The organism is Bacteroides sp. D22, from assembly GCF_000163675.1.
GTDB classification, from domain to species: Bacteria; Bacteroidota; Bacteroidia; order Bacteroidales; family Bacteroidaceae; genus Bacteroides; species Bacteroides xylanisolvens.
In genome coordinates this window covers 1-25,762 of sequence record NZ_GG774832.1, presented here as the reverse complement: position 1 = coordinate 25,762, position 25,762 = coordinate 1, and the positions used below count along the sequence as shown (strand labels likewise).

Genomic DNA, 25,762 nt, shown 5'->3' with positions numbered 1-25,762 from the left:
CCGCTTCGAAAATCGCTTTGAAATACGATATGACGGTGACGGCAAGGATGAAGGAAGTGTAACCTGTGACTTGGACTCCATTTTGTTGTTGAAAGAAGAAAATTCCGAAATAAAAGGAAACAAGATTCTGATTTTTGACGACCTTGAAAGATGTGATGTAAAACTGGAAACCTTGTTGGGATACATCAATTACTTTTCGGAACATTGTAAATGCAAGGTCATCATCATTGGCGATGAGAACAAGATTTCCGAAAAAGAGGGCGAAAAATCTAATTTGAAATTCAAGGATTTCAAGGAAAAGACCATCGGGCGCACTTTCGAGATTAAAGTGAATATAGAGGAGACACTCGATTTTTTCATTGGCGAAATATCCGCCAACAACAGAAACCTCTTATCTGAGAACAAAGAGCTTATAATCAAGATATTCCACGCCTCTAAATTCGATAATTTAAGAGTCCTTCGGCAATGTCTGAACGATTACCACAGGATAATCATGGCTTTGCCGGAACATTATCATGAATCTCCCAAATACAAACTTATCATAACATCACTATTGGCAAATTTTGTCGCCGTTTACTGCGAGTATAAGGGTGGAAATACCGAAATTGCGAGCCTGTTCAACAGCCTGTACAATATGTTCCCAGATAAAGAGAAAAATGAGGAGCGTGAAAAAATCCTCTCCAAATACCATTTTATAGAGATAGGCAAGCGGTTGGATATTTTCAGTGATTTTATCGTCAATGAAATTGTCTGCTATCTGGAAAGCGGGTATTTTGACACAACCTATTTGCAGCAATACTTTGCTGCCGAAGACGCAAGTTTGAATAGTTGGGACTATCTGTATGATTATTGGAGACTGGATAACGAAGAATACGAGAAACATTACGAGGAAACGGTACGGTATTACTTTGCGGATAAAAGCGTTGATCTAAAAGAATTGTTTGTCATTATATCTATACTATCGGTTTTATATAGCGACAACCTTGTTCACATATCCGAGGAAGACATCATTGCCCAAGGCAAGCACTCCATAGACAGGCTGATGGAAGGTATCAACGACATGGAGGGTTTGTTGAATTGTAGCTCAAAGGTACATGCGGGTACAAGAAGGAATCATTCTAATATTGGTTCAGATCGAATTTTGAATGTACTGGTTGCGTATTTTCAAAAACTATTCGAGCAAAGATTTGAGAAATGTCCTAATAAAGTGTCTGCCATGCTGGAAAATCTGACGGATGAAACTTGCGAACGCCTGAATCTGGCATTGAATGATGCAATCCCGGTCAAACAGCGTCTTTATAGGGATACTTCAATATTCCAAGAGGCTGATGCGGACAAGGTTTCAAAAAGTATTTTGGGATTGTCTAACGAATCACGCAACACCTTTCTGCATTTTTTGCAGTCTCGTTATAAATATACCTCCTATGGCACTGAAATAGAATACTTGAACGAATGCTGTCAATCGGATCTGCCCCAACTAAAATTAATCAATGAGAAATTAAAGACAGAAGCGGCAACCAGAAGATTGATAGAAAAGTATTCCATTGAGAAAATTACAAACCTGATAGATGAAATTACCGCAAAAGTGAAATAGCTATTCCCGTTCATCCTCGAAAGCGATGGTCTGGCAAGGGATATGCCGATGATGAACTTCATTCCGTGTGACGGCACGGACGTGTTCCGTTTGTCCTTCCGCCCCGATGTCGGCTTCGGCCATGCAGCCTGCCGGAATGGTCGGAAACGGACGCCGGGACGGGACAGCCCGTGCGCCAAGGTGTAAGCGCAAGACTGTGAAAGCCCTTTCACCCACGTTAGGGATTGCAGGGGAAAGCCCACAGCATAGCGAGGACTTGCAACGGAAAGCCCGACCCGAAGGGGAACGCCCAAACAATCACTCGCAAAAACTGCTTTTAAGCATACCATAGAAAAAAGGAAGACCGAATATTCCGAAGTTTCGCCCTTATGATATATATTTGTAATTGAACGAAGATATACAGCGGAAAACGTATATAATTACATGTTATCTATTTAATAATAAGCATAAAACTATGAGATACTTAAAAATTATGGGAATATTTACTTCTATCTTAAGTTTATTGAGTTGCGGGCATGGGAATAAACGAGTGACGCAAAACGACGGTATAAACTCCAATATCCCGGTTGCTGCCCGGATTACGATAGACAAACTGCCGGATGTATTGAGAAACGTGCAGGCAGGAAATACTGATTATGACTTTATAGGTATTTGTTCCAATGGTGTGGACTGCATCTACTTTGTGCTGGAGAACGGAAAGTTTTACATAGATTTTGAAGCCATGGGTAAAGAGCAGCTTCCCTACATAGATACCTTGAAACAGTTCGCAAAGGAACATAATTATCCTATTGTCGAAACAACCTATAACAATACTCCGGTCGATTACGAACATCTGAAATACGCTCCCGTCCTTAGCCTGAAAGTCCATGCTGACATAGACAGTATCGTAAAGGTCGGAAGCCAGATTGAGCATACCATTTTCAGGAACAATGAGCGAACCGTTTACGAAATAGTGCCTTGATTTTGCCAATAAATACATTAAGATTTAGATAACAAACAGCACTGCCGCTTAAAGCGAAACGCTGCCAAGCATCATCTACATAAAAATATGAGAACATTCGCCATAATCCTGCTTTTAGCAAGCCTGTTTGCCGCAAGTTGCGGAGAGCCGCCCATGCCACCGAGCGACGAGGAAATGATACGCCACTTTACCACGCACGAGGCGGCGTTCCGCAAGGTGTACGAAATCATGTCAGAGAGTTCAGAAGGCAGTTTCCACTACCCGCCGCTTTCTCCGGAAGAGGTCATTATACTTGATTCAACAGAGCAAAGCGATACATCCCATGAAACGAATGACGAAGAAGACCTCCCGGTATATGGGCTGCTGAAGCCAGACCGAATACAGCTCGATTCCTTGTTGTCAGAGATTGGATGCGGTCTTGTCCTTGTTGACCGCAGGGAATGGGAAACGGCGGATTCGGTATATGTGAGCCTCGTTATGCCGTACTATTCCCACGGCATCGTGGACGCAGGAACATCCAAGAGTTTCGTTTACGATCCCGGATTGAGAAGCCGCCGGAACATCCGTATCACCGAACACGGCGACCTGAACGAGATCTACCGCAGGACGTACAACGACACCACGTTGTACAAGCCTGTCAAGGAAGGCTGGTACATCGAGTTAGACCATTCACGATAACCTGCAAAGAGGGACGCATGAGGATATTCCAATACATGCGCCGATTCTTCCAGATGATGGCAAGGATGCGTAAGGTCATCCATATCGTTTCTATGACCTGTCGGCATGAACAACGCAAGAACGGGCTGGTTCCGGTGGAATCCTACAAACGGGAAACAGACCGGAATCTCTGGATACGCAGCATAGGAACCCGTCATTCCACACGGTACAGCATCGTTCTTTTTACAGCTGGATGATGGTATTGCAGCCGCCCTTTGGACTTCCCGATCTGAATGACATTCCGGGGACACCAGTGTACGCAAGCATGGCAAGCCTCGCAACCGATTCCCCACCGGGGCACTCCGTTTTTCAGCGTAATATTGTTCACGGGACATACACGTTCGCAGACACCACATCCCATACAACCATTTTCCAAGGAGAAGTTCAAGTGCGAGCGACTGAAAAAGGCATTGAACAGCCCTTTGTGCAACAGATCCGATAACCTGCAATACGGGAAAGGCTTTTTCCGTTTGCCTTTTTTCAAGTCGTCGATTATTCGTGAAGTGTAAAGCTCCGCCCGTTCCAGTATCTTCGTCCTCCTTACTGAAGATACCTCGTATTCCTTCAGGCAGTTCCCTACGGTGGGCAGGTTGTAGCCATAGTCCAGACGCACGCCTTTGCCGGACATGATTTTGTCCACAACGGACACCGCACAGCCCTTGTACGTGTAATATGTGCCTATGGAGAAATAGTACACGCCTTTCCTGAACGGATAACTTTCCAAGAACCGGCGGACAATGCCGGGCAGTCCGCCCATATATACGGGGAATATAAAACCTACGATTCGGGAGTCCGATGCGGTGATTCCAGCTGACGGTGTCATTCTGAACAGCCCGGCTCCTCCAAAAGCCGCCGCAATATCCTGCGACAATTTCAGGCTGTTGCCTGTGGCGGAGAAATAATAGATGGATATTTCTTTGTCGTTTGCCGTTTTGCTTTTATAGTCCATAACATTTATTTTTGCGACAGCAAAGTTAATAGGTCTCTTTAAAAAAAAGAAGAACTGTCTTGGTTATCAGTAACTTACATTTAGGTTAGTTTTCCTGTATATCAATTTGTTGGATAAAAGAAAAATGAGAAAAAAGTTAGATTACGATTATTGTTCTGCTTCCCCTATACTGGAATGGCTGGGTGACAAATGGGCTTTAGTTGTCTTATTGAAGCTACATGAGAATGAAGTAATACGTTTCAATGAACTATACAAAACAATCCCCTCTATATCGGAAAAGATGCTATCTACTGTTTTGCGGTCATTGGTAACGGACGGATTGGTAAATAGAAAAATATATCCCACAGTTCCACCCAAAGTGGAATATTATGTATCTGAATTTGGAGAAACTTTAATCCCTTATTTAGAGCAGTTGAAACAATGGGGGCAAGAAAATTTTGAAACGATAATGGAAAATAGACGGAAAAATAAATATTGAAATTTAGTGCAAGGTACAAGTATATATCTATATATAGCTTGCACCTTGCACTAACCTTAGAATGTTTATTTTCAATGATTTGCATAATCCAAAAATAATGCGGACATCTGAACCCAAGATGTTGGCAGACAGACACCGGACAACAGCAGACAGTTTTTAAGGACTAAAAGCGTGATGGATGCAAAGCCAAAATTTCAGAAAGTGCTGATATTTAGGAATAAATAACGCTTAATTTATAATCCAAGCGGCACGATGCCTGTTCTCCTGAATCGCCCGGATACGGCTGCCGGAATCGAGCCTGTACATGAAGCCCGCCAAGTTCCCGCTCTCGTACAAGCCCATGCCGATGGTCAGGCGGCTGTTGAAGTCGGTCTGGCTGACGACGTACCAGCCGCACCGGGCGAAATGCTCCTCGTAGCCGGAACGGGTCTCCAGCAGGAAATAGAACTTGCCGTCGTCCTCGAAACGGATGACGTACTCGCAACGCAGGCGGCGTGCGATCTTGCCCAAGATGCGGCTCTCCTCCTCGATGACCGCAGGAGTGGCAAGGAAGGTGTATTAAGCGATAAAGACAGCCTCGTCCATAGTGATGATGTTTGGTCGGTTACAAATATGCGAAATGTCCGGCACACGGCAAACGGAAGGGGCGGAAAATATGCGGAAGGGCGTGCGGATATGTAGAGCTTCTCCCTGCTTTTCACCGCCCGGAACGTGACAAGGCTACAAACGTGAAGCAAAACGAGGACAAGCGGTACGGTTTTGATACACGGACATATACAGACCGGTATATTTGCAGGGAAGTATAACAATAAAAACGTATCGGGACAATGGAAATAGTAAGCATCGAGAAAAAGACCTTCGAGGAGATGAAGGAACGGTTCGGCAGCTTCTCGCAGCACGTGAGGGAGCTTTGCGCCCGCTACCGCCCGCCCGAAAAGATGAACTGGATGGACGGGGCGGACGTGTGTGAGAAACTGGGCATCAGCAAGCGGACGTTGCAGACCTACCGTGACCGGGGGCTGCTGCCGTACAGCCAGATCAACCACAAGATTTACTACCGGACGGAGGACGTGGAGGCGTTCGTGGAAGCCATGAGCCGGGAAATGACGGAGGACGAGTGAGATGGAAGTGATCACAAGGGACACGGAAGAGGTACGGGCGTACTTCGAGGCGTTGGAAGAGGGAATGAGGTACATCGACACGGTGACGGCGCACTTCCGCCCGGCGATGAACGGCGAGGTCTATCTCACGGGCGAGGACGTGTGCAGGCTGCTGCACATCACGCCGAGAACGTTGCAGGATTACCGCACGCAACGGCTGATCCCGTACATATCGCTGCCGGGCAAGACGCTCTACCGCCAGTCGGATCTGCTGCGTATGCTGGAGGAGAACTACGTGGACATGCGCCCAAAGCGCAAACGGGGGAAAAGTCCAACATAAACGCACGGGGGTGTGCATCGGGAAATGCAGCAAAGGCAGGGACACCGCATCGGAAGTTCCTGCCTTTGCCGCATTCTGCACCGGGGGAAGGCGTCAAGCCGTTTCCCGGAGGGAGCGGCGCACCCGCTTCCCGTCCTGTTTCCTGTCCTTCTTCTCCAGCACGCTCCGCTGCATGGCGGCGAGGTTGCCGGAGATCGCCCGGAAATCGGAGCTTACCATCCTGTTGGTCACCTCGGCGTAGATCTGGGTCGTGGAAATGTGCTTGTGCCCGAGTATCTTGGAGAGCGCCTCGATGGTGCCGCCGTTGCAGAGATAGATGGTCGTGGCGAAGGTGTGGCGGCTTAGGTGGAAGCCGATCTCCTTGTGGATGCCGCAGGCTTTGGCTATCTGTTTGAGGTGCCTGTTGCACACGCTGTTGCTGGGCATGGGAAACACGAGGTCGCCTCCGGCAAGCCCTTTGTAACGTTCTATCAGCTCCTTGGCAATCTCCATAAGGGGGACGTTGCTCGACACACGGGTCTTGGTGCGCCGGGTGATGATCCATTCCTCGCCGTCGAAGTCCATGCGCTGTATCTTGTCATGGGTGAGCGTCTTTATGTCAATGTAGCTAAGCCCGGTGAAACACCCGAAGAGGAACATGTCCCGCACGAGGCTGGTCTGTTTCTTGACGAACACGGCGTTAGCCAAGGTGCGCAGCTCCTCTTCCGTGAGATAGCCCCGGTCGGTCTCCTGCATCTCAAGGCTGTACTCGCCGAAGGGGTCGGTGCGGACGATTCCACGCCGCCACGCCTTGTCGGTCAGGCTGAGCAGGGGCATGGTGTATATCCAGAGGGTGTTGGCGCTCAATCCCTTCTCCACCCGCAGGTACTTGTCGAAATCGGTGATGATCTCCTTGGTCAGCTCCTTGTAAGCCATGTCGGTGCGCTTCTTCTTCTCCCAAAGGAAGGTCTTGAAATGGTTGTAAACAGCCAGATACTTGTTGTAGGTGGACTTGGCTCGCTGCCCTTTCTCGACCATCGCCTCAAACTCCCGGTTCATGTTCCCGAAGTCTTTGAGGATGCAGTTCTCCATCACGCCGACACCGAGGAAGGCGTTGCGCAGCTTCTCGGCGGTGACGAAATCCTCTTCCCGGAGGATGCGGTGGTAGTGGTTGGTGAGCCGGGCGGAGACCTCCTTCAGTTGCCCGTTTATCTCGTTTGCCTCGGCGGACTTGCCTTTCGCCTTGCCGTTCTCCCAGAGGTCGGGGGTGACGAACAGCTTGGTTCCCACTGCCTTGTCATCGCCGTCAACGGAGATTTTCACCATGATGGGGGCTTTTCCGTCCCGGTTTCTCACTGCGGATCTCTTGATGTAGAACGAGGTCGCAAACGTACTTCTCTTTGTTTCCATAACTCTAAAATTTTCGTTTCTAAAGGTAGTTACTTATTTCTTACCAAGAGCTATGCAAAACAAGGCAAAGCAATGAAACAGAACTTGTTATGCTGTATATACCCCGTTTTGGAACCGGTAGCTGTTTAGTAGCCGAACTTTGTCCGAAAGGGGTGTTTTCAGGCATTTTATGCCGGAGTCCGTTTCCACCCGCTCTGCATACAAGATGCTGACCTGCATTTATTTATGTAGAACTTTGCTTTTCTTTGCGCCTTATGCCGATTTTTTAGGTAAAAAAGAATTGTTTGAAGGTCTTGCCATTGAGAAAATGGAAACTGAATGGAAGGAGTATCCGGTTTTACATATTGATTTGAACGCAGAAAAATATGATAAACCGGAGAAGTTAAATGAAATTCTTAGTAATCATCTGACTCAATGGGAACTTAAATACGGGAAAGGGATTGACGAGAGAACCCTTTCTTCACGATTCGGGGGTGTTATTCGCCGAGCATGCGAACAAACAGGTCAACAAGTAGTGGTATTGGTGGATGAGTATGATAAGCCGCTTTTGCAAGCTATCAACAATTTGGAACTTCTCGACGATTACCGCCAGACATTGAAAGCCTTCTACGGAGTGCTAAAAAGTGCCGACCGCTATCTGCGATTTGTATTTCTTACCGGAGTGACAAAGTTCTCACAAGTCAGTGTATTCAGTGATTTGAATCAATTGAACGACATCAGCATGAAGCCTCCGTATGCTACGGTCTGCGGCATTACCCGGCAAGAATTAGTTGATACTTTCACACCTGAACTCAAAAACCTGTCGGAAGCCAACCAACTGACTTTTGAAGAGACACTTCAAAAAATGACTGCCACTTATGATGGTTATCATTTCTGCGAATTTGCTGAAGGAGTATTCAATCCCTTCAGCGTACTCAATTCTTTCGACGGATGCAAATTCGATAGTTACTGGTTTCAGACAGGTACTCCTACATTTTTAGTTGAACTGCTGCAAAAAAGTGAATACGACCTCCGTACTTTATTAAGCGGTATCGAAGTTCCGGTTTCTTCTTTTGCAGAATATAAAATGGATGTTAATAATCCTATTCCGCTGATTTATCAAAGTGGATATTTGACGATTAAAGACTACGACAGACGATTTAATAACTATCTATTGGATTTTCCCAATGATGAAGTACGTTATGGATTCATCAATTTTCTTGTTCCATTCTACACTCCAATGAAGAATAACGATCAAGGATTTTATATTGGAAAATTCATTGATGAACTGGAAAATAGTGATTACGAATCTTTCCTTACTCGTCTCGAAGCCTTTTTCGCAGATATTCCTTACGAGTTGAACGACCAAACCGAAAGGCATTATCAGGTTATTTTCTATTTGGTTTTCAAACTGATGGGACAATTCACGGAAGCGGAAGTCCGCAGTTCACGTGGGCGCGCTGATGCTGTGGTAAAGACTCCTAAATACATCTATGTATTTGAATTTAAGCTGAACGGAACGGCCGAAGAAGCACTCAAACAGATTGATGAGAAAGGATATTTGATTCCTTATAAAGTAGACCATAGAGAAGTGGTAAAGATTGGCGTGGAGTTTAGTGCTGAAAGTAGGAATTTAAGTCGCTGGCTGGTAGAAATCAAGTAATAAATATAAAGCCATTCCAGGAAGAAAAGCAATCATTACTTACTTCCCGGAATGGTGACTAATACCTTGAAAACAAAGACTTATATTCTAACCTAATGTACTCACTTTAATTCACTTCTTTTGATTTTGCATTCCAAACGAACAAGGCAAACAACACTGAAAGTAGAGCTGAACCAATCCAAAACCAATTGATATACGTGAAATCATAAACGTCAACGCCATTCTGAACCGTCTTTTGACCTTCTATTAATATACCGCTCATCATGTCTTGCAATCCGGCACCGATATAACTGGCAATACCGACTACTCCCAATGCAGCACCCGACGCATTACGGGGAGCAATATCCACTGCCATCAAACCACCCAGAAAACAGATTAGTACTCCGATTCCTAAACCGAAAAGAACCATAGCCAATACATCTATCCAAAAATGTACGCCCGGAACCAAGAGAAACAGACAAAGTGCTATTACATTCATCAACCCAAATACTAAAGCTGGAATATTACGACTGCCGGAAAACATTTTATCGGAAATGATACCGGAAAATACTGTGCCAATGATTCCACAAATAGAACTGATTGATATTATAAAACTGGCATCCAGCGTAGAATATCCCTTTTGAGCTTCCAGATAGAAAACACCCCAACTATTTACCGCATAGCGGCTAATATACATAAATGCACTGGACAGAGCCAAAATCCAAATTGCAGGATTCTTCAAGACAGCCTTTTGTGCTTTGTTGAAATCTTCCGTTTGTTTACCAGACAAAGAATGGGAATCCACAGATGAAGAATTTTTGTTCAACAAGAATCCCTGGCTCTGTGGCGTATCACGCATAAAGACAAGCATCATAAAGAAACCTAATATCCCAATAATGCCAGCTCCAATCATCCCGTACCTCCATCCCATCCAACTGACTAATAAGGCTATGGAAATAAAGGTTAATGCTTCACCCAAATTATGACTAGCAGACCAAAAGCCGTAAAAAGTTCCCCGTTCTTTACTACTGTACCACCGAGTGAGCGAAACCACTCCGGATGCTGCTCCCATCGACTGAAACCAACCATTCAATCCCCAAAGTACGACAAAGGCATAAAATGAACTGGTGAAGCCCAAACACAGATTTATCAAAGCGGAACATAATAATCCCGTAGACATAAAACGCCGAACATTACTACGGTCAGCAAGAAAACCATTCGTCAACTTACCCACTGCATACACAAAAAACAGACAGGAACCGATAATTCCTAATTGCGTTTCGGAAAATACTCCCTCCTCTACAATTGGCTTGCGCACTACGTTCATGCTAAGGCGACAAACATAGTAAATGCCATATCCGGTAGTAGCCGACAAAAATGTAGCCCAACGGATGCGCTTAAAGCGGGAAGAATCTTCTGAATCAGTCTCTCCCCCGGCTAGCGGGGAAGAGATTTTATAAAAATCCAATATTTTAAATGACATAACCGAAGTTTACATATTAATGAAAGGCGTCTATCTTATGCTCATTACGTTTCTTACGGGCTTGCAAGTATTCCAGTAAATAAGCGGTACGATCAGTCTGAATGATTGTTGCTCCAAGTTTATCTATCAAATATCCATATCCTTCATCCGGGTTTTCCAATGATTTGTCGTCATCATGTCCGCCTGCCATCGTATCCCAAAGGGTATTATACCAAATTTTACTTTTTCCTTCCAGCTTCGTCCTCACTTGTTTTGGGAATTGACAAGTATCCGATTCGAACAACAATTCGAAGGCTACCGGGTGAAGTTCTTTCATGAAATCATCTATTTGCTGCATAGCTCCCGGGCGATCCAAATGTACGATTGGCATATATATGATCCGATCTAAATATTTTCCCAAATCCTTTTTCACTTCTGCAACAGGCTTTGACCCCTTCATGATGATCTGTTCAACGGTTCCGGTTTTCTCCAGAATGGGGAAAATCTCATCGAATATCGGATAAGCCTTATCCAAATTTACCATAACGCGCCCTTTAGCCGTCAATAATGCTTCCTCCAATGTAGGCACACGATGTTTGGTTCTCAAAGCAGCGCCATTCTTCAGACGGAGTGTCCGGATAGAATCCAGTGTCCACTCGACAACCTTACCTTTTCCGGTGGTCGTTCTATCCAAGGTCTTATCATGCATAAGGATCAACTGTCCGTCTTTGGTTTTCTGAACGTCCAACTCCACGACGTCGGCTCCCAACCGGATAGAACTCTCTATTGCTGCCAGCGAATTTTCTGGTGCAAAGCGCCAATCCGCCCGGTGGGCGACTACGGTTACTTCTTTATTATCAGGATTCGTAATCTTTGCGTAAATTGCCTTCACCGGTTCATCTGCAAACAAGCGGAAAGGAAACAGCAAAATAATTCCTATTATCAGATAGTTCTTCATATTCATCTTTATCATCTATACTTTGGGGGATTATCTATACTTTTTGGATTTTAAATACTTGGCAGCTAATTCGGCATAATCAGTCTGTACGACATTAATACGTTTGTTTATCATGCCTACCAACCCCGAATAGTTGTCCGACAACATGTTCGTATCATTCACTCCTACGATATTGGAGAATAAAAGCCAACCTTTGGATTTAATGTCTTCCGTCATCGCTCCCGCAAGAGCATCCGAGGTGGAAAGTTGCATCATCTGCACATTGTCCGTGTAAGATGAAGCAAAATAGGTAATATCATCTGAAGCTTTTGCCATCGGATGCAGTAACAGAGCGCTGTTCGCCGCTTTCAAATCGTATGCATAATTACGGTTGTTTGAAACATAAAGCAGGACTTCGTTTTCCATGTCGAGTTTTTTAAGTAATGCCACCATTGTCGCTACGGCAACGTTTTTGTTGACTATATCCAAGTTAAAATAAACCTTTCCTTTGCCTTTCTTCAATGCGTCCTCTAAAGTGGGGATTCGTTCGTTTGTCAGATTCCCTGCTGCATCTTTAAGATAGAGCTGCTGTAATTGCTGATAAGAATAATCTCCTACCGCACCGCTTCCGTTAGTGGTTCTGTCGATCGTATTATCGTGCATCAGCACCAATATTCCGTCAGAGGTGGGACGTGCATCAAGTTCGATCATTTCTACTCCTGCATTGATTGCATACTCTATGGAAGTTAATGAATTCTCCGGTATGCCGTCGGCTATACCTTTCTGCGTGTTCGCCCGATGGGCACAAAGCCAAACCTTATAGGAACTATCATCAAATAAATTCTTTAAATCGGTCTTCAGATTTCCTGTAATAGGCAGTTGACCGCCCGGTTCGCCGCCCGGATTCTCTCCCGAGCCTCCCAACTGTGCACTGGTGTGGCGGCTGTCTTTCCCTTTCATCGGCCATGCCGAAGCTGCACATCCGGTTATACCTTCATCTTCCAAAGCTATCAGGACACTCTTCGACGGATCTACCGTGTGAGTAACGCCAATATAGATCGTTCCATCCGGTCCGATTGTAGGCGAACTCCAGATTTTTCCGATACCCGCTTCCCAGTTATCTTTTAAAGGAGAATCGCTCTCGCTAATCAGTGCAGCCAAATCTTTTTTCAAGATTAGCTGTTCTTCCGAGGCTTCGGGTTTAATGATATAATAATTACCGGATTGTGTTCCAAAATGAATATTTCCGGCCTGATCGATTGCCGCACATCCACTGACGTCTTCCGGCACACCGTAATGCCATTGAACAACTCCATTAGGAGATAATGCAACAATTCCACCCGTGGCTTCACCCGGAGCACGTTTTACCGTTACAATGATACTTCCGTCCAAGCCTATCACAACACCCCCTTGGTCTAGTGTTCCTACATTTCCTAACGAAGTACGCCATTTCTCGACCCCGTCGCTTCCAATAGCAAACGCACTGCTTCCTATACTCGGGAAGGTGGCAATTCCGTATATAGTGCCGGTTGCGTCCACAGCTACGGAAGCATTCATGTTTTCTGAAGGCTTATCATTTCCCGAACTATATATTTGCCATGCCCACATCACATTACCACCTGTATTCAGTGCAGACGCCGACGCGCCGAATAAGCCGTTCTTTCCACCAGCCCAAATTAATGTGTTGTTCGCCAATGCTATTCCGGCAGATACTCCCCCCGACGGACCTCCGGAATTGTCTGCGTTTGCCACATAACCTACTCTGTAACCGGTATTCTTATCGACAGCAAGCACAGATCCCGTAGAGCCGCCGTTACCCATATAGATATGATTCTCTCCAATCGCACAAGTCAGATAATTAATACGAGGCTTTGAAGCCTGTCCTTTATTCCAAAATCCTTTTTCAGCATCTCCGGCAACGACCCATTTCTTTGTTCCATCGGGATTGATGGCATATACGCGCCCTACTTTGCCACTTGTGTCGCCTGTTCCTACATACACAGTACCGTCCGTATCAATGCTCGGAGTGGTATGCGTATTACCGGACGGAGAATCACCGTCAGCCGATGTCCATAAGTCGAACTCCCACAATTGTTCACCGGTAGTGGCCGAGAATTTCCGCAAATAATGGTCATTGGAAGTCATATATACATTATTATCATCACTGACTGCCGGAGCCGTAGAACGTATTTCGCCCAACACGTGGGCACCTACCCATTTCAGTTTCACATTGCCGACTTCGGGCAGAGGTTCAGCTTCAATCGTCAATAATTTATGAGCCATTGCATAATTTCCTTTACTGTCTTTCACATGCAAAGTCACTGTATATGCTCCATTCGTTTCGTAAGTCACTTTAGGAGCAACTTCTGTTGAAGTCTCTCCATTCCCTAAATCCCATTGGCAGGTATAATTACCTTCTCCGCCTACTGTCTCATTCGTGATACAGACTTCTTCGCCTACATAGTAGGTTGTCTTGTCAAAAGTAAATTTAGCTGTCAGCGCATTTTCCTTCCAATCATCCGAGCATGCTGAAAGTAGCAGCAAGCAGATAAAAAACGTTGTTACTATTTTTATATTCTTCATACTTTGTTCTTTCTAAGATAATTAATAGCCTTCATTTTGAGGGTAATTTTCCTCTCCCGCCAAATCGCGTTCCGACTGGGGAACAGGATAATACATCAGGTAGTTTCTACCGTTCAAGGAAGAAAACAAGTCCAAACGGTTGGTTCGCTTCAAATCATACCATCGTTGACCTTCTGCATACAACTCGCGGTGACGCTCATCAAGTATTTGATTCTGAAACTCTATATCAGTCATATTTGAAGGCAACAAGACGGTTGCGTAGCGTTTGTTCATAAATTCTTTTAATGTAGCCAACCCATTGACTGCTCCCAATGCTTCCGCTTTAATCAGATACATTTCCGCCACACGGGTAACCACAATCGGGGTTTGTGACGGTTGTTCATTGGTAACAAACTGACCGGTACTTCCATTCGGGAATTTAATAATACGGCTATTATCTGCACCAAATACTGCCTTTGCCCGTATATCCTTTGACTTTACGGCGGTATCATCATAAAGATGGCTGTAACATTCGGTAGAAGGAGAGTAATCCCAAGTCGGATCAATGTCATTGACCGTTTGGTAAAATAACAGCAAACTTGTACTACGCTTGTTGGCTAACGCAAAGACCAGTTCTTTGCTACTGCTATTAGAGACAAACGCCTGAGCATACTCAACTGATGTAGTACTCAATGCGAAATTTGACTTTGTAATCACTTTGTCGGCATAAGCTGCCGCATTTGTATAGTCTTTCAAGGACAAACATACTTTGGCGTGAAGCGCATCACAAGCACTAAGAGACACATAAAAACGATCGGTGAAATCAGACAGTAATCCTTCCGCTTTAGCCAAGTCTTCTTTTATAAAACTCCACACTTCGGTTTCGGGGGAAATGGGAACGACGTCGTAAGTGCGCTTACGCAAGATAGGAACTCCTCCCCAGCGAGTGACCAGATGATAATAAATCAAAGCTCTGAAGTAGTATCCGGTCCCTCCTGTCTGCTTCACAACCTGACTCTCTTTATTAGATGACGCTTCGTATGTTTCGACCAAGAAATTAACTTGCTTCAAGGCTGTGAAACATTTTTGCCACTGGCTCAAAACTTCTTTAGAACTAGGAGCCATCAACATGGGGTCGTTCATGGAAAATCCGGGACCTGCCTTGAAATTCTCGCCTTTTACATCACCATCCATATAAAATTTGAATACCAGTTCTTCCATTTCGGCATACACTCCATTCAATAACTTTTCCAAATCGGATTCGCTCAACATATCTTGAGGTATCTGATCTTTAGGTCGCATATCGTCCAGTATACCTGAACAACCCGTCATCCACAAAAGGCAAATGCTACATAGCAAATAGTTGATTATAGTATAGTATCGTTTCATACATCTATATTTTTAAAAGTTTAGATTCAGACCAAAAATAAATGTTCGCAATACAGGTTGCAACCCGAAGTCAACTCCATAATTTGAGTCTCCCGGGCTACCGGAAAATGATGTTTCGGGATCATAACCGGAATACTTGGTGAGAGTGAGTAGATTATCAGCCGAAACGTAGACTCTTAATGAGTTCACGCGGAGTTTCTTAACGACTGATTCCGGCAAAGTGTAACCCAAAGTCACAGTTTTCAGTTTAAAATAGGAAGCATCTTCCAAATAACGTGTTGAGGTTTGCACGTTATAGTCATAATCATACCCGGTATGTACTCCTATTCTTACAGGACGAGGAATCGTGTTGCTTGTGCCCTCTCCACGCCAGTATCCGTTAGCCACTTCTTTGCTTACATTAAAGTATTGCTCGACAGATTCGCCACGGTCGTTTACTTTTACATTGGATAGCGCCAATCCTAAATGGTCAGTACCTTCGGAACCGTTCACTCCCCGCCATGCCGACATCACTTTACCACCTACCGAAAATTGTCCGAACAATGACAAATCGAAACCTTTGTAAGAGAAGTTGGAAGTAATACCACCGTAAAAATCAGGAATGGCTTTTCCTACATTCATTCGGTCGGCGTCAGATATATCTCCGTCTTCATTATAATCGAAATATTTCACGTCACCGGCACGGACTCCTTTTGCATACAGTTTCGCAGGCACTTCGTCGTCACGCTGGTAGATACCTTCCATCTTTAACATATAGAATGTACTGATAGGCTGTCCGTTAATCAATGCATGCATCGAACCTCCTAAAAGGTTACTACCGCTGCTGGGAACAATATACATATCATTTCCTTCGATGAGGGAAAGCAGCTTGTTCTTTACAAAAGAAATGTTACCACCCAAATCCCATTTAAACTTTCCGGTGAAGATTTTACCATTCAAAGCCAACTCAAGTCCTTTATTCTCTAATGAGCCGATATTGGACTGTAATGTGGTATATCCGGTGGTTGCATTGACTGGTTTCTTAAACAGCAGGTCGGTAGTCTTTTGATAGAACATATCTATGTTTAAAGTCAGGCGAGACTGAAACATTTCTATATCAAATCCGATATTAAACTGGCTGGCTTTCTCCCAAGTCAAAGCACGGGCATCCTGCGAAATCTGGAATCCGGCAGAACCGTTGTAAGAAGCACCACCCGCACTAATCAGTGATAACGGAGCATAATTACTCACTCCTGCCATGCTACCTGTCATACCCCAGCTTAATCTTAACTTTGCATCATTGACGTATTTATTTTTTGGGAAAAATTCCTCATTGGAGGCACGCCACGCAAAAGAAGCAGAAGGGAAATAACCATATCTCTTGTTCTTCGCAAAGCGGGAAGAACCATCACTACGCAAAGAAGCATTCAGTATATATTTATTGTCCCAATTCAAAGCGATTCGTCCGAAATAGGATTCTAAGGCATAAGATGTATAACTAATATTTCCGGCGTAAATATTAGGGCCTGCATTGATTAAATCAAAGTTTGAGGAAGGAAATGCACCGTTAGCATAGTTATCACTCTTTGCCCCGAATTGTTCATAAGTGTATTTCTCAAACGAATGTCCCAACATGACGGAGTAGATTAGTTTATTCCATTCATTGTTGTAAGAGAATATATTATCTATCACATAGCGGAAACTCTGGTCTTTTTGTTCGGCTAATGCTCCCCAACCACTACTATTTTTACGGGCATCATGCTTGTCCGACAATTTTTTAGATGTGTTGTCCAAAATACCATATACGCTTACTGTTGGTGTGTACTTAAACCCTTTGAAAGGAGTTACGTCTACGCTGAACACACCGGATAGTTGATATTTCTTAGCTACCCAGTCTTCTTCATTAATCAGCATCACCGGATTGTGGCGCAAAATATCTGTCCCGTTCACTTTATAAGATGTTCCGTCTTCTTTATAAGGTGAATACCAGGGCTGCTCCTCACGAGCTGTACGAAGTACTTTCAAGCTGGTACTCGTTTCTTCCAATAAGTCCGAACGGCTGGCCGAACCTGCCATATTCATATTCAGCTTGAACAGGTTGTTTATTTTATGTGTGAATTTGGCACGCATATTATACTGGTCATAGCTGCTCTTATTCAAATATCCTTCTTGAGTATTAGCGCCTAAAGAAGCAAAGAAGGTGGTCTTTTCATTTCCACCGGAAATGCTGATAGAGCCGGTACCTGTTTTCGAGTTTTTTCTTGATATTTCTTTCACCCAATTGGTTTCCTGAATTTGAGAAGGAACATACAATTGAAGGTTAGCTCCCATTTGCACATTGTAATTATCAATAGCGGCTTGCATCGTATTCATATATTCCATCGAATTGGCCATTTCAATGTCGCTAGCCAGATAAGCGAATCCGTAACGACCGGACACCTCTATCTTCGTCTTACCTTGCTGACCTGATTTGGTCGTTATCAATACAACTCCGGCATTGGCACGCGAACCATAGATAGCGGCCGCAGACGCATCTTTCAAAACTTCCATGCTCTCAATGTCATTCGGATTCAGGTTGGGATATTTTTCGCTGGGGATACCATCGACCACATAAAGCGGCGAGCTTCCCCCACTAACGGAACCGATACCACGAACGGTAACATTCGGTGCTTCTCCCGGAGTTCCTGATGCAGAGGAGATATTCACACCCGCTACACGTCCTTGCAGCATTTTAATCGGATTATAGTCATTACCCTGATCTATATTTTCCATCTTTACTTTACTGATAGAAGTAGTGACTAGCTTTTGTGACTGGACTCCGTAGCCGACAACAACGACCTCGTCTATCATTTTACTGTCTTCTTGAAGTACAACTTTTACGAATGTCTGCCCTGTGGCAGAAAGGTCAACTGTTTTATAACCGATATAAGAGACAGTCAATATTCCCTTTTCCGGTACGTCTGCTAATGTGAACTTTCCATCAAAATCTGTAATCGTTCCGTGCGACTCACCTTTTATCACAATACTGGCACCAATGACTGGTTCGCCTTTTTCATCGACAACAGTACCTGTTATTTTTTTAGTTATTAATTTGTCCTGGGCTTTGCGAATCAATACAATCACATTATCTTGTTCTTTCTTATACGCTAAGTCCATTCCTCCTAAAAGTTGTTGCATGGTTTGTTCAATCGTTGCATCTTTCACATTCAACGATACTTTTCGGTTTAACTCCGGCAGACTCTCATTGTAGAAGAATTTGTAATTGCTTACTTGCTCGATTTTCTTTAAAGAGGCTCTCAAAGAGATGTCTTTCACATTCACTGTTATTTGGGAATAAGCGGTGAAAGAGACGCTTAAAAACAATAGCAGACAGATAGCCCGCAGTGTTTTCCAGTTCTTACTTCTCCCTGTATTTGCTTGAGGGAGCTTTTCAAAGGTTGTTTTGTGCTTCATATATCAAAACTTTTAAGTTGTTTGATAGGTATACAGACTTCTATCCCTGCTCGTCCAATCGCCTATCAGACTTTAACTCTCGTTAACTTATTCAATTCAGAGAACAAAAAAACCATTCCTAAGTAGTGGGCTTCGGAATGGCTCTATTCTATATTTTACTCAATAAACGATTATATTACTTTGTATTCACCAATATTACGTTCTTCAGCATTAAAGGAAACTCCCACTTTTACTAGCTCACGCCCGTCTGTCCGGTAAGGTAACAAATATCCTTTTTCATCTATTTGTTTCAGAGCTTCGTCTACTGTTCCTTCCAATTTAAACTCAAAAACATAAATACGGTCTTTCGTTTTCACCACGGCATCGGCACGACCTTTTGCGCTACGGACTTCTGCATCTACATATTGTCCCATCAACTTAAAGACGAGATAAAAGATAACCTGATAATGACGTTCGGTCTTTGTGTTCAATTCGTAAGGTATGTCGGCAAAGAATGATTTCATACGTTCCATAAAGGAATGAACGTCGCCCGACTGAAGTTCACGGACAAACTTAACTGCATTAAAATCCGTTTCATCAGAAGAGATGGGTGTATAATAGGGGATCAGGAATTTAAGAAAGCCATATTTTACCTCATCATTCGGAAAACCTAGCGTATATAGGTTCAATGATTTATCAAAGTTTTTAATGGTCAGATAACCGCTTTGGTAAATCATCGGAAGGGGATTTTTTGTCTCTGCACGGTATTCGGCAAATCCGGAACTTCCTACTTCCAAGCCATCTATCAGCAAACGTAAATCATAATCACTTTGTTTCAGCAGGTCTACAAGATAGGTAGGAGTACCGGTCTGGAACCAGTAATTATCAAACATTAATCCATCAAAGACATTGAGGACACTGAAGGGATTAAACAATCCATCTTCGCTATATGTAAAGTGATATCCATCGTACATTGCCGTCATTTTATCGACAGTATCTTCAAAAGACATCTCCTGCACTTCTGCCAACCGCTCCAACTCGGGAGTAAATGTGGATACTAATTCTTTTTTAGTAATACCACAGATATTGGCGTATGGAATCTTCATGCTAATATCATTCAGTTGATTCAAATCACTGAACACACTTACTTGGGCAAATTTTGTGACTCCTGTCAAGAATATAAACCGAAGATAGCGGTCGGAACTTTTCAGTACACCATAAAAGGCTTTCAGAATACGACGGTATTCATCCAACAGGTTCTCATCTAAAAGGGCTTGCAGCAAAGGTTTATCATACTCATCAACCAATACCACAACTCCTTTTCCTGTTTTCAGGTAGGCTTGCTCAATGATATAACTAAAACGTTCTTCAGGACTACGGTCTTTCTTCTCATCACCATATACGGCTTCCCATTTCTCCAAATACTGGTTTAGCATGGCGACCAAATCTGCCGCCGTCTCATATTTCTTCGCATTCAAATCAAGATGCAGAACCGGATATTGCTCCCACTTCGTCTCTAACTTTTCAATTGCCAAGCCTTCAAAAAGGTCTTTACGACCCTGAAAGTAGGCTTCAAAAGTGGAAATTAGCAGACTTTTGCCAAAACGACGGGGACGACTAAGAAAATAAGGCACTTTAGTAGCTACTATCTGATATATAATGGCTGTTTTATCCACATACAAACACCCCTCTGCACGCATCTTTTCAAATGTCTGTATCCCTATCGGCAATTTACGTTCCAATGTATTCATTGCATCTTCAAATTAGTGTACCACAAATATAGACGTTATTCGATGAATAAACAAAGATACTCTATGAAAGTTCCACTTATTTCTCTTTCAAAACAATCACCGAACCGTCCATTTCATAATAGAAAGGTGAAGTAAGCATCAGGATATTCAATGCATTCTGTATGCCACCTCCCGGAATGGTTCCGGTGAAATATTCATTAGGTAGTTTATTGGAGTCGAAACGAATCTCTACGTCATAGATGCGTGAAAGGGTTTTCATTATATTCTCCAAAGATTCTTTCTCGAAATAGATATTTCCTTTCGTCCATTCAATGTAGTCACTCGGGTGTACTTGAGTGGCTGTTATCTTATGAGTGGCTTTATTATATTCTATTTTGTCGCCGGGCTTCATGATATGCGATGTTTTCTGCGCATAGACTCCAACTTTTCCTTCCAAAAGAACGACTGTCACGTCTTTAGCATCTTCATAGGCAGATACATTAAAAGAAGTACCGAGTACTTTCACTTCCAAATCGCCTACCTGTACAATAAAGGCGCACTTTTCATCATGAGCTACTTTGAAATAGGCTTCACCATTCAGTTGCACACGACGCCCATTTTCTCCGAAGTTATTCAGATAGCTTAATTGCGAAGCAGAATTGAGAACGACATTCGTTCCGTCCGGCAATTCGATGGTTGCTTTATCTCCTTTATCAGCTTTTACTATAAAGGGCGCTCCCACTGTTTGGGAAGAATCTACAAGATAGTAGGTGAAGAAGGCAATACAAATGGGTAAAACGATGGCGGCAGCCCATTTCCAAGGATTCATACGAATAGTTCTTGGGTTCTCTTTTCCCTGTGTTTCTTCTTTTCCCTGCGTCTGTTCTTTGATTCGGGCAAATAGTTTATCGCGCAGTACCGGATTAATGCCGGCATCCGATTTGGAAAATTCTTCTTCCCACCAGTTCTGTAAATGGCGGTCGTTCTTTATCCAATCGGAGAGCTTTTTTATTTCAGCATCCGTTATATTTCCATCGAAATACTTTTCAATCAGTTCTTTATAATATATCTTATCCATCTTCTTTCCTGCTTATTTACAAGTATACATTTTCATCCTATCTACTATCCAAAAACGTGTATTACAATTACATTTCATTAACAAAAAAGGCAATCAGAAGCGCAATTACCTTATCGTAATGCTTCATCAACTGTTCACGCATAAATTTCACCGCCAAAGATAATTGCGTGGCGACTGTACTTTCAGAAATACCCATCATTTCAGCAATTTCCTTATTCGTATAGTTCTGACGCTTACTTAAGATAAAGATTTTCTTTCGCTGTGCCGGCAATTCTTCCGCTAATGAGTCGATATAATCGTTCAAGAAACGAAGATCAATAGTATCTTCCGTCTGTGAATCATGGTCTAGTCCGCTTTTCAGCAGATATTCATTGTAAACATATTCAACGGTCTGACGCTGGTACATATTCATCAGTAAATTTTTGGCTATCGTACAAAGAAAAGAAATAAATGAAGCGTTCGTATCGACTTTCTCACGTACTTCCCATATACGGATAAAAGTGGATTGCACCACTTCTTCAGCCATATATTGATTGCCGGAAGAAAGCCGCATAATGAAATTGTACAGTTTACCGCTGTACATATTATACAATCTTTCAAATGCTTGAAAAGAACCGTCTTTTAAATCGATTAATAAATGTTTTTCATCTGTAAAATTCACCATAGCTTAGAATTTTGCAACAAAGGTATGCAACCATAGACCATTAACAGGTGACAATATTATTAATATTTTCTCAATTATCCGATTTTTATGAGGAAAAAGATACTAATATCAGGATAGTGACGCCATCCGGTCAAGATAGTGACGCTATCTAATCAGGATAGTGACGCCATCTTGAACGGATACCGTCACTATGTTCAGTAAGGTAGTTCGCATTAATAAGTCAAGCGGATACCAGCCTGTATATTGAAATTAAACGGATTCTCTTTACGTATGGTCTGTATATCCGAACCGTCATCAAAATAATAAGCAACACCGGGTTCTACATAGATACCCAGACGTTTCGTTGCGTTCACCTGTGCACCTACCGCACCAGATACCGAGAATTGCAAAGGTTTCACCGTTTCTTTCTCGGAACCAAGCTTTCCATACACACACTTCTCAACCATACCTCCACCGGAAACGTAGAGAGTGACGAGTTTTTTATCAAGGAAATTCCAGTTGGCACGCAGCGGAATACCTACATAATGAAGTTTTTGTTCTATCTGCTGCTCTTCACCTGCCAGTTTCGCATCCGAAGAAAGCAATGTGTAAGTCAATCCCGTTTCGAGAGAGAATCCTTTGGCCAGTCCTTTACGGACGGACAATCCGAAAGAAATAGGTTGATGGTGCTTAATGTCAACCACTTGTTTTGCCTGACGCAGATAAGGCACTCCATCTTCAAAAACCAATGTCTGATCATTAGGTATCTCCATCAGACCGTTGGAAACAGAAAGCATACTCACACGAGACATATAAGCATGAGAGCCGGCACCGACTTCTGTGGATGCTCCGCCCGAATTTCCGACCGAGAGTCCCATGGACCATGTTCCTTTTTGAGATGCTCTTTTTTCTGCCGGAATATGCAGCTTGTCTCTGCCGGAAGGACGACGCGGCCTGTTGTTCGGCCGTTTAGTATCCTGTGACTGTGTAGCCTGACCCACATTTTCACTGTCAACCTGCCTTGCTTCATTTTTCGTCTGTTCCGTCTCACCTTTGAGCATCTGGTCTTCCTCAATCACAGGATTATTTTCATTCCCTGTTACAGGTTCGTTGTTATTTTCTATTGCAGATTGGCCTGCATTTGTTTTCTGTTCTGTAAGATTCTTATCAATTTTCGCCAAACGGTCTTCACGAGCCACTGGTCGCAAGACGGGTTCTACGGAAGTGCCCTGCACATCCGGTTGTTGCACACCCGGCAACGCATCGGGTGTAGATGCCAATGCCGGAGTCTTTATATGACGTATTTCATCCGCGGCCGGTGTCCCCAGAAAATATAGACTTACCGACGAAACGACGGCTAACAATATAACAGCTGCAGCAGCCATCATCCATTTTCGATAAGGATATATTTTCTTCTCCACAGGAGGCATAAGTTCTTTTTCCAGTTGTTCCCAACCGGAAGCAGGCACCGGCTCGGAATAATCCGCGAGCTTCTCCTTCAACTTATTCATCCACAATTCTTTCTCTTCCATCTCTATCTATCCATTATGCATTATCCATTCTTTTACTCTTTTTGCCAATACACTCTTCGCACGAAATAGTTGCGAAGCCGAAGATTTTTCATTAATACCTAATTCCTGTGCGATTTCTTTATGCGATTTGTCTTCGAATGTATAAAGGTTAAACACTGTACGATATCCGGCAGGTAGTTCTTCTATAAACTGCATCAACACTTTCTGTGGAATAGCTTCTACATCAGAAGCATCCGGTTCTTCATATTCTTCAGGCAACTCTTCTAATGGTGCCGACTGATTGATTACATCATTTTTCCGGAGATATTGCAAAGCTGTGTTGACCATCACCCTTTCCATCCAGGCCCGCAGGGAGCCTTCACCCCTCCAGGTGAACTTGTCGAAGGAATCGAATATCTTTAAAAAACCGTCGTGAAGCAGATCCTGGGCTGTATCACGGTCGCCGGTATAACGAAGACAGATGCCAAGCATACGTCCCGCATACTGCTCATACAGTTCTTTGCGAGCTTGGTTATTGCCTAGCCTGCATTGTTCCGACAACTCTAATTCTTCCATTCTCTTATACACGTGTTTAACTTATAAATGCAGCAAAGATAGAAATACTGCATAGAGAGAACAACTCTTTTATCACTTTTGTTTCTTTAACAGATTCAAATGCAATATTTTCTATTCCATTGCATTTTCACAATACAAAGGAACCATTTTATATAATCTAAAACTTAAATAAGTATATGAAGAAATTTAAATTCATTGCCTTTATCTTTGCTATTATGACTACAATGCCGATTCTCCAGTCATGTTTGGACGACGATGACAACCCGTCCGATCTTCTGGTTGTCAGTACCATCAATATGATTAGCCAGGATAGCAAGGAATTTTATTTCACTTTGGATGACGGGAAAAAAATGTATCCCAGCAATGCGCAAGGATGGAGTAATAAAGATTGGGTGGAAGGACAACGAGCTTTTGTGATATTCAACGAGCTGGAAGAGCCTGTGAATGGATACGACCTTAATATTCAGGTGAGAGGTATCAATCCAATCTTAACTAAAGACATCATCACGATGGGTGAAGATGACAACGACGAAGAAAAAGTCGGAGATGACAAGATCAACACAACTTATATGTGGATCAACAAGGATAATAAATATCTAACGATTGAATTCCAATATTATGGAACGCATAGTGAAGATAAAAAACATTTCCTGAATCTCGTAATCAACGACAAAGAAGAGTCTGCTCCCACTGCTGACGAAGACAGTGCGGAGGACGAATATATCAATCTGGAATTCCGCCATAACAGTGAAGGTGATTATCCTCAAAGCCTGGGCGAAGGATATGTATCTTTCAAACTGGATAAGATTAAAGGCCGGATGGAAGGGAAAAAAGGATTAAGGATCCGTGTCAACACTTTATATGGCGGACCGAAAACTTATGAAGTAAAGTTTCCCTAAGATTATAAATCTAATGTAAACGTGCAAAACACACTCTTTTTTAATATAATATATTAATTACGCAAAAGAGGGCGGTAGTTGTGAAACTGCCGCCCTTTTATCTTCTCCTTTATATAAAGAAGTTATCCTTATAAAGGAATTATGCCTCAGTCTGAAACCTTGGGGGATTGCGTTAAAATTCTTATTTTTGCATCATGAAAACATCCTCTTCCCAAACGATTGATCCTGTTGCTTCTTTAAGCTTGTTCTTGCCTTCAGGAATCCTTGATTACTTTACCCTAGTCAATCATGTTTCTCAGGATACTTGCTTTATTCTTTATTTAGAGGAGAAAGCCACTATTCCTGCTGAGTACTCTGATCTCCATCTTCACTCAAAAGGTTTCCTCCCTGAGATTGAAGTTCAGGACTTCCCTAT

23 protein-coding genes and 1 pseudogene are annotated in these 25,762 nt (G+C 43.2%); 10 read left to right on the top strand and 14 right to left on the bottom strand.

From position 1 onward, the window contains the following. A partial coding sequence (locus HMPREF0106_RS01135) for a P-loop NTPase fold protein (RefSeq protein ID WP_009041191.1) occupies positions 1–1,594 on the top strand: 1,594 nt, incomplete at its 5' end. Here HMPREF0106_RS01135 and HMPREF0106_RS27590 read toward each other — a convergent pair. Then, positions 1,595–1,786, bottom strand: coding sequence for a hypothetical protein (locus HMPREF0106_RS27590; RefSeq protein WP_032851657.1), 192 nt, complete (start codon positions 1,784–1,786; stop codon positions 1,595–1,597). Between the two features lie 262 nt (positions 1,787–2,048). Between HMPREF0106_RS27590 and HMPREF0106_RS01140 the strand changes: the two genes are divergently transcribed. The 3 genes from HMPREF0106_RS01140 to HMPREF0106_RS27585 all read left to right on the top strand — a co-directional run bounded on the left by HMPREF0106_RS01140 (position 2,049) and on the right by HMPREF0106_RS27585 (position 3,469). Next, entirely contained in the window at positions 2,049–2,555 is a 507-nt protein-coding gene (locus HMPREF0106_RS01140) for a hypothetical protein (protein WP_009041190.1), read from the top strand. An 87-nt stretch (positions 2,556–2,642) separates the two neighbouring features. Then, complete coding sequence (locus tag HMPREF0106_RS01145; protein WP_009041189.1) at positions 2,643–3,233, top strand: DUF4948 family protein; 591 nt, start codon at positions 2,643–2,645, stop codon at positions 3,231–3,233. A gap of 17 nt (positions 3,234–3,250) precedes the next feature. Beyond that, positions 3,251–3,469 (top strand): hypothetical protein, encoded by a 219-nt coding sequence (locus HMPREF0106_RS27585; protein WP_172680450.1) that lies wholly within the window; start codon positions 3,251–3,253, stop codon positions 3,467–3,469. Here HMPREF0106_RS27585 and HMPREF0106_RS01150 read toward each other — a convergent pair. Further along, on the bottom strand, positions 3,427–4,221 hold the full coding sequence (locus HMPREF0106_RS01150) for an EFR1 family ferrodoxin (RefSeq protein ID WP_009041188.1): 795 nt from the start codon (positions 4,219–4,221) through the stop codon (positions 3,427–3,429). The genes HMPREF0106_RS27585 and HMPREF0106_RS01150 overlap by 43 nt on opposite strands. Positions 4,222–4,345: 124 nt before the next feature. Between HMPREF0106_RS01150 and HMPREF0106_RS01155 the strand changes: the two genes are divergently transcribed. After that, complete coding sequence (locus tag HMPREF0106_RS01155) at positions 4,346–4,699, top strand: winged helix-turn-helix transcriptional regulator (protein ID WP_004326138.1); 354 nt, start codon at positions 4,346–4,348, stop codon at positions 4,697–4,699. 228 nt (positions 4,700–4,927) lie between these two features. On the opposite strand, the gene HMPREF0106_RS27580 is transcribed toward HMPREF0106_RS01155, so the two are convergent. After that, positions 4,928–5,209: a hypothetical protein gene (locus HMPREF0106_RS27580; protein WP_172579061.1), complete on the bottom strand. Its 282-nt coding sequence runs from the start codon at positions 5,207–5,209 to the stop codon at positions 4,928–4,930. A gap of 317 nt (positions 5,210–5,526) precedes the next feature. On the opposite strand from HMPREF0106_RS27580, the gene HMPREF0106_RS01165 reads away from it, so the two are divergent. Further along, positions 5,527–5,820: a helix-turn-helix domain-containing protein gene (locus HMPREF0106_RS01165; RefSeq protein ID WP_004326140.1), complete on the top strand. Its 294-nt coding sequence runs from the start codon at positions 5,527–5,529 to the stop codon at positions 5,818–5,820. Position 5,821: 1 nt separating this feature from the next. Further along, the gene (locus HMPREF0106_RS01170; RefSeq protein ID WP_009041186.1) at positions 5,822–6,139 is read left to right on the top strand and encodes a helix-turn-helix domain-containing protein; all 318 of its coding nucleotides are present in this window, start codon (positions 5,822–5,824) and stop codon (positions 6,137–6,139) included. A gap of 93 nt (positions 6,140–6,232) precedes the next feature. Here the strand turns inward: HMPREF0106_RS01170 and HMPREF0106_RS26500 are convergent, their stop codons facing one another. After that, positions 6,233–7,528 (bottom strand): site-specific integrase, encoded by a 1,296-nt coding sequence (locus tag HMPREF0106_RS26500; RefSeq protein ID WP_009041185.1) that lies wholly within the window; start codon positions 7,526–7,528, stop codon positions 6,233–6,235. A gap of 205 nt (positions 7,529–7,733) precedes the next feature. Between HMPREF0106_RS26500 and HMPREF0106_RS01180 the strand changes: the two genes are divergently transcribed. After that, positions 7,734–9,170 (top strand): ATP-binding protein, encoded by a 1,437-nt coding sequence (locus HMPREF0106_RS01180; RefSeq protein ID WP_083787930.1) that lies wholly within the window; start codon positions 7,734–7,736, stop codon positions 9,168–9,170. Between the two features lie 106 nt (positions 9,171–9,276). Here the strand turns inward: HMPREF0106_RS01180 and HMPREF0106_RS01185 are convergent, their stop codons facing one another. From HMPREF0106_RS01185 to HMPREF0106_RS01230, 10 genes are all read right to left on the bottom strand, one after another. Beyond that, on the bottom strand, positions 9,277–10,632 hold the full coding sequence (locus HMPREF0106_RS01185; RefSeq protein ID WP_009041183.1) for an MFS transporter: 1,356 nt from the start codon (positions 10,630–10,632) through the stop codon (positions 9,277–9,279). 16 nt (positions 10,633–10,648) lie between these two features. Beyond that, positions 10,649–11,569 carry a glycerophosphodiester phosphodiesterase family protein gene (locus HMPREF0106_RS01190; RefSeq protein WP_008643138.1) on the bottom strand — a complete coding sequence of 307 codons (921 nt, stop codon included), beginning with the start codon at positions 11,567–11,569 and terminating at the stop codon, positions 10,649–10,651. Positions 11,570–11,599: 30 nt separating this feature from the next. Next, a complete protein-coding gene (locus HMPREF0106_RS01195) occupies positions 11,600–14,131 on the bottom strand; it encodes a glycerophosphodiester phosphodiesterase family protein (protein WP_009041182.1) in 2,532 nt (843 codons plus the stop codon). A gap of 21 nt (positions 14,132–14,152) precedes the next feature. Next, positions 14,153–15,499, bottom strand: a complete 1,347-nt coding sequence (locus tag HMPREF0106_RS01200; RefSeq protein WP_009041181.1) for a RagB/SusD family nutrient uptake outer membrane protein — start codon at positions 15,497–15,499, stop codon at positions 14,153–14,155. 12 nt (positions 15,500–15,511) lie between these two features. Beyond that, the gene (locus HMPREF0106_RS01205) at positions 15,512–18,931 is read right to left on the bottom strand and encodes a SusC/RagA family TonB-linked outer membrane protein (RefSeq protein ID WP_009041180.1); all 3,420 of its coding nucleotides are present in this window, start codon (positions 18,929–18,931) and stop codon (positions 15,512–15,514) included. A gap of 170 nt (positions 18,932–19,101) precedes the next feature. Next, positions 19,102–20,661, bottom strand: a complete 1,560-nt coding sequence (locus HMPREF0106_RS01210) for an ATP-binding protein (RefSeq protein WP_009041179.1) — start codon at positions 20,659–20,661, stop codon at positions 19,102–19,104. 76 nt (positions 20,662–20,737) lie between these two features. Further along, entirely contained in the window at positions 20,738–21,718 is a 981-nt protein-coding gene (locus HMPREF0106_RS01215; protein ID WP_009041178.1) for a FecR family protein, read from the bottom strand. A 67-nt stretch (positions 21,719–21,785) separates the two neighbouring features. Beyond that, complete coding sequence (locus tag HMPREF0106_RS01220) at positions 21,786–22,382, bottom strand: RNA polymerase sigma-70 factor (protein ID WP_008643132.1); 597 nt, start codon at positions 22,380–22,382, stop codon at positions 21,786–21,788. 212 nt (positions 22,383–22,594) lie between these two features. After that, the gene (locus HMPREF0106_RS01225; protein WP_009041177.1) at positions 22,595–23,893 is read right to left on the bottom strand and encodes an outer membrane beta-barrel protein; all 1,299 of its coding nucleotides are present in this window, start codon (positions 23,891–23,893) and stop codon (positions 22,595–22,597) included. A 6-nt stretch (positions 23,894–23,899) separates the two neighbouring features. Beyond that, positions 23,900–24,448: an RNA polymerase sigma factor gene (locus tag HMPREF0106_RS01230; RefSeq protein WP_004314738.1), complete on the bottom strand. Its 549-nt coding sequence runs from the start codon at positions 24,446–24,448 to the stop codon at positions 23,900–23,902. A gap of 176 nt (positions 24,449–24,624) precedes the next feature. Here HMPREF0106_RS01230 and HMPREF0106_RS01235 point away from each other — a divergent pair, with 176 nt between their 5' ends. Then, entirely contained in the window at positions 24,625–25,347 is a 723-nt protein-coding gene (locus tag HMPREF0106_RS01235; protein ID WP_008021560.1) for a NigD-like protein, read from the top strand. Positions 25,348–25,541: 194 nt separating this feature from the next. Continuing rightward, positions 25,542–25,762 (top strand): annotated as a pseudogene (locus HMPREF0106_RS28020) (transposase); the annotation flags it as partial.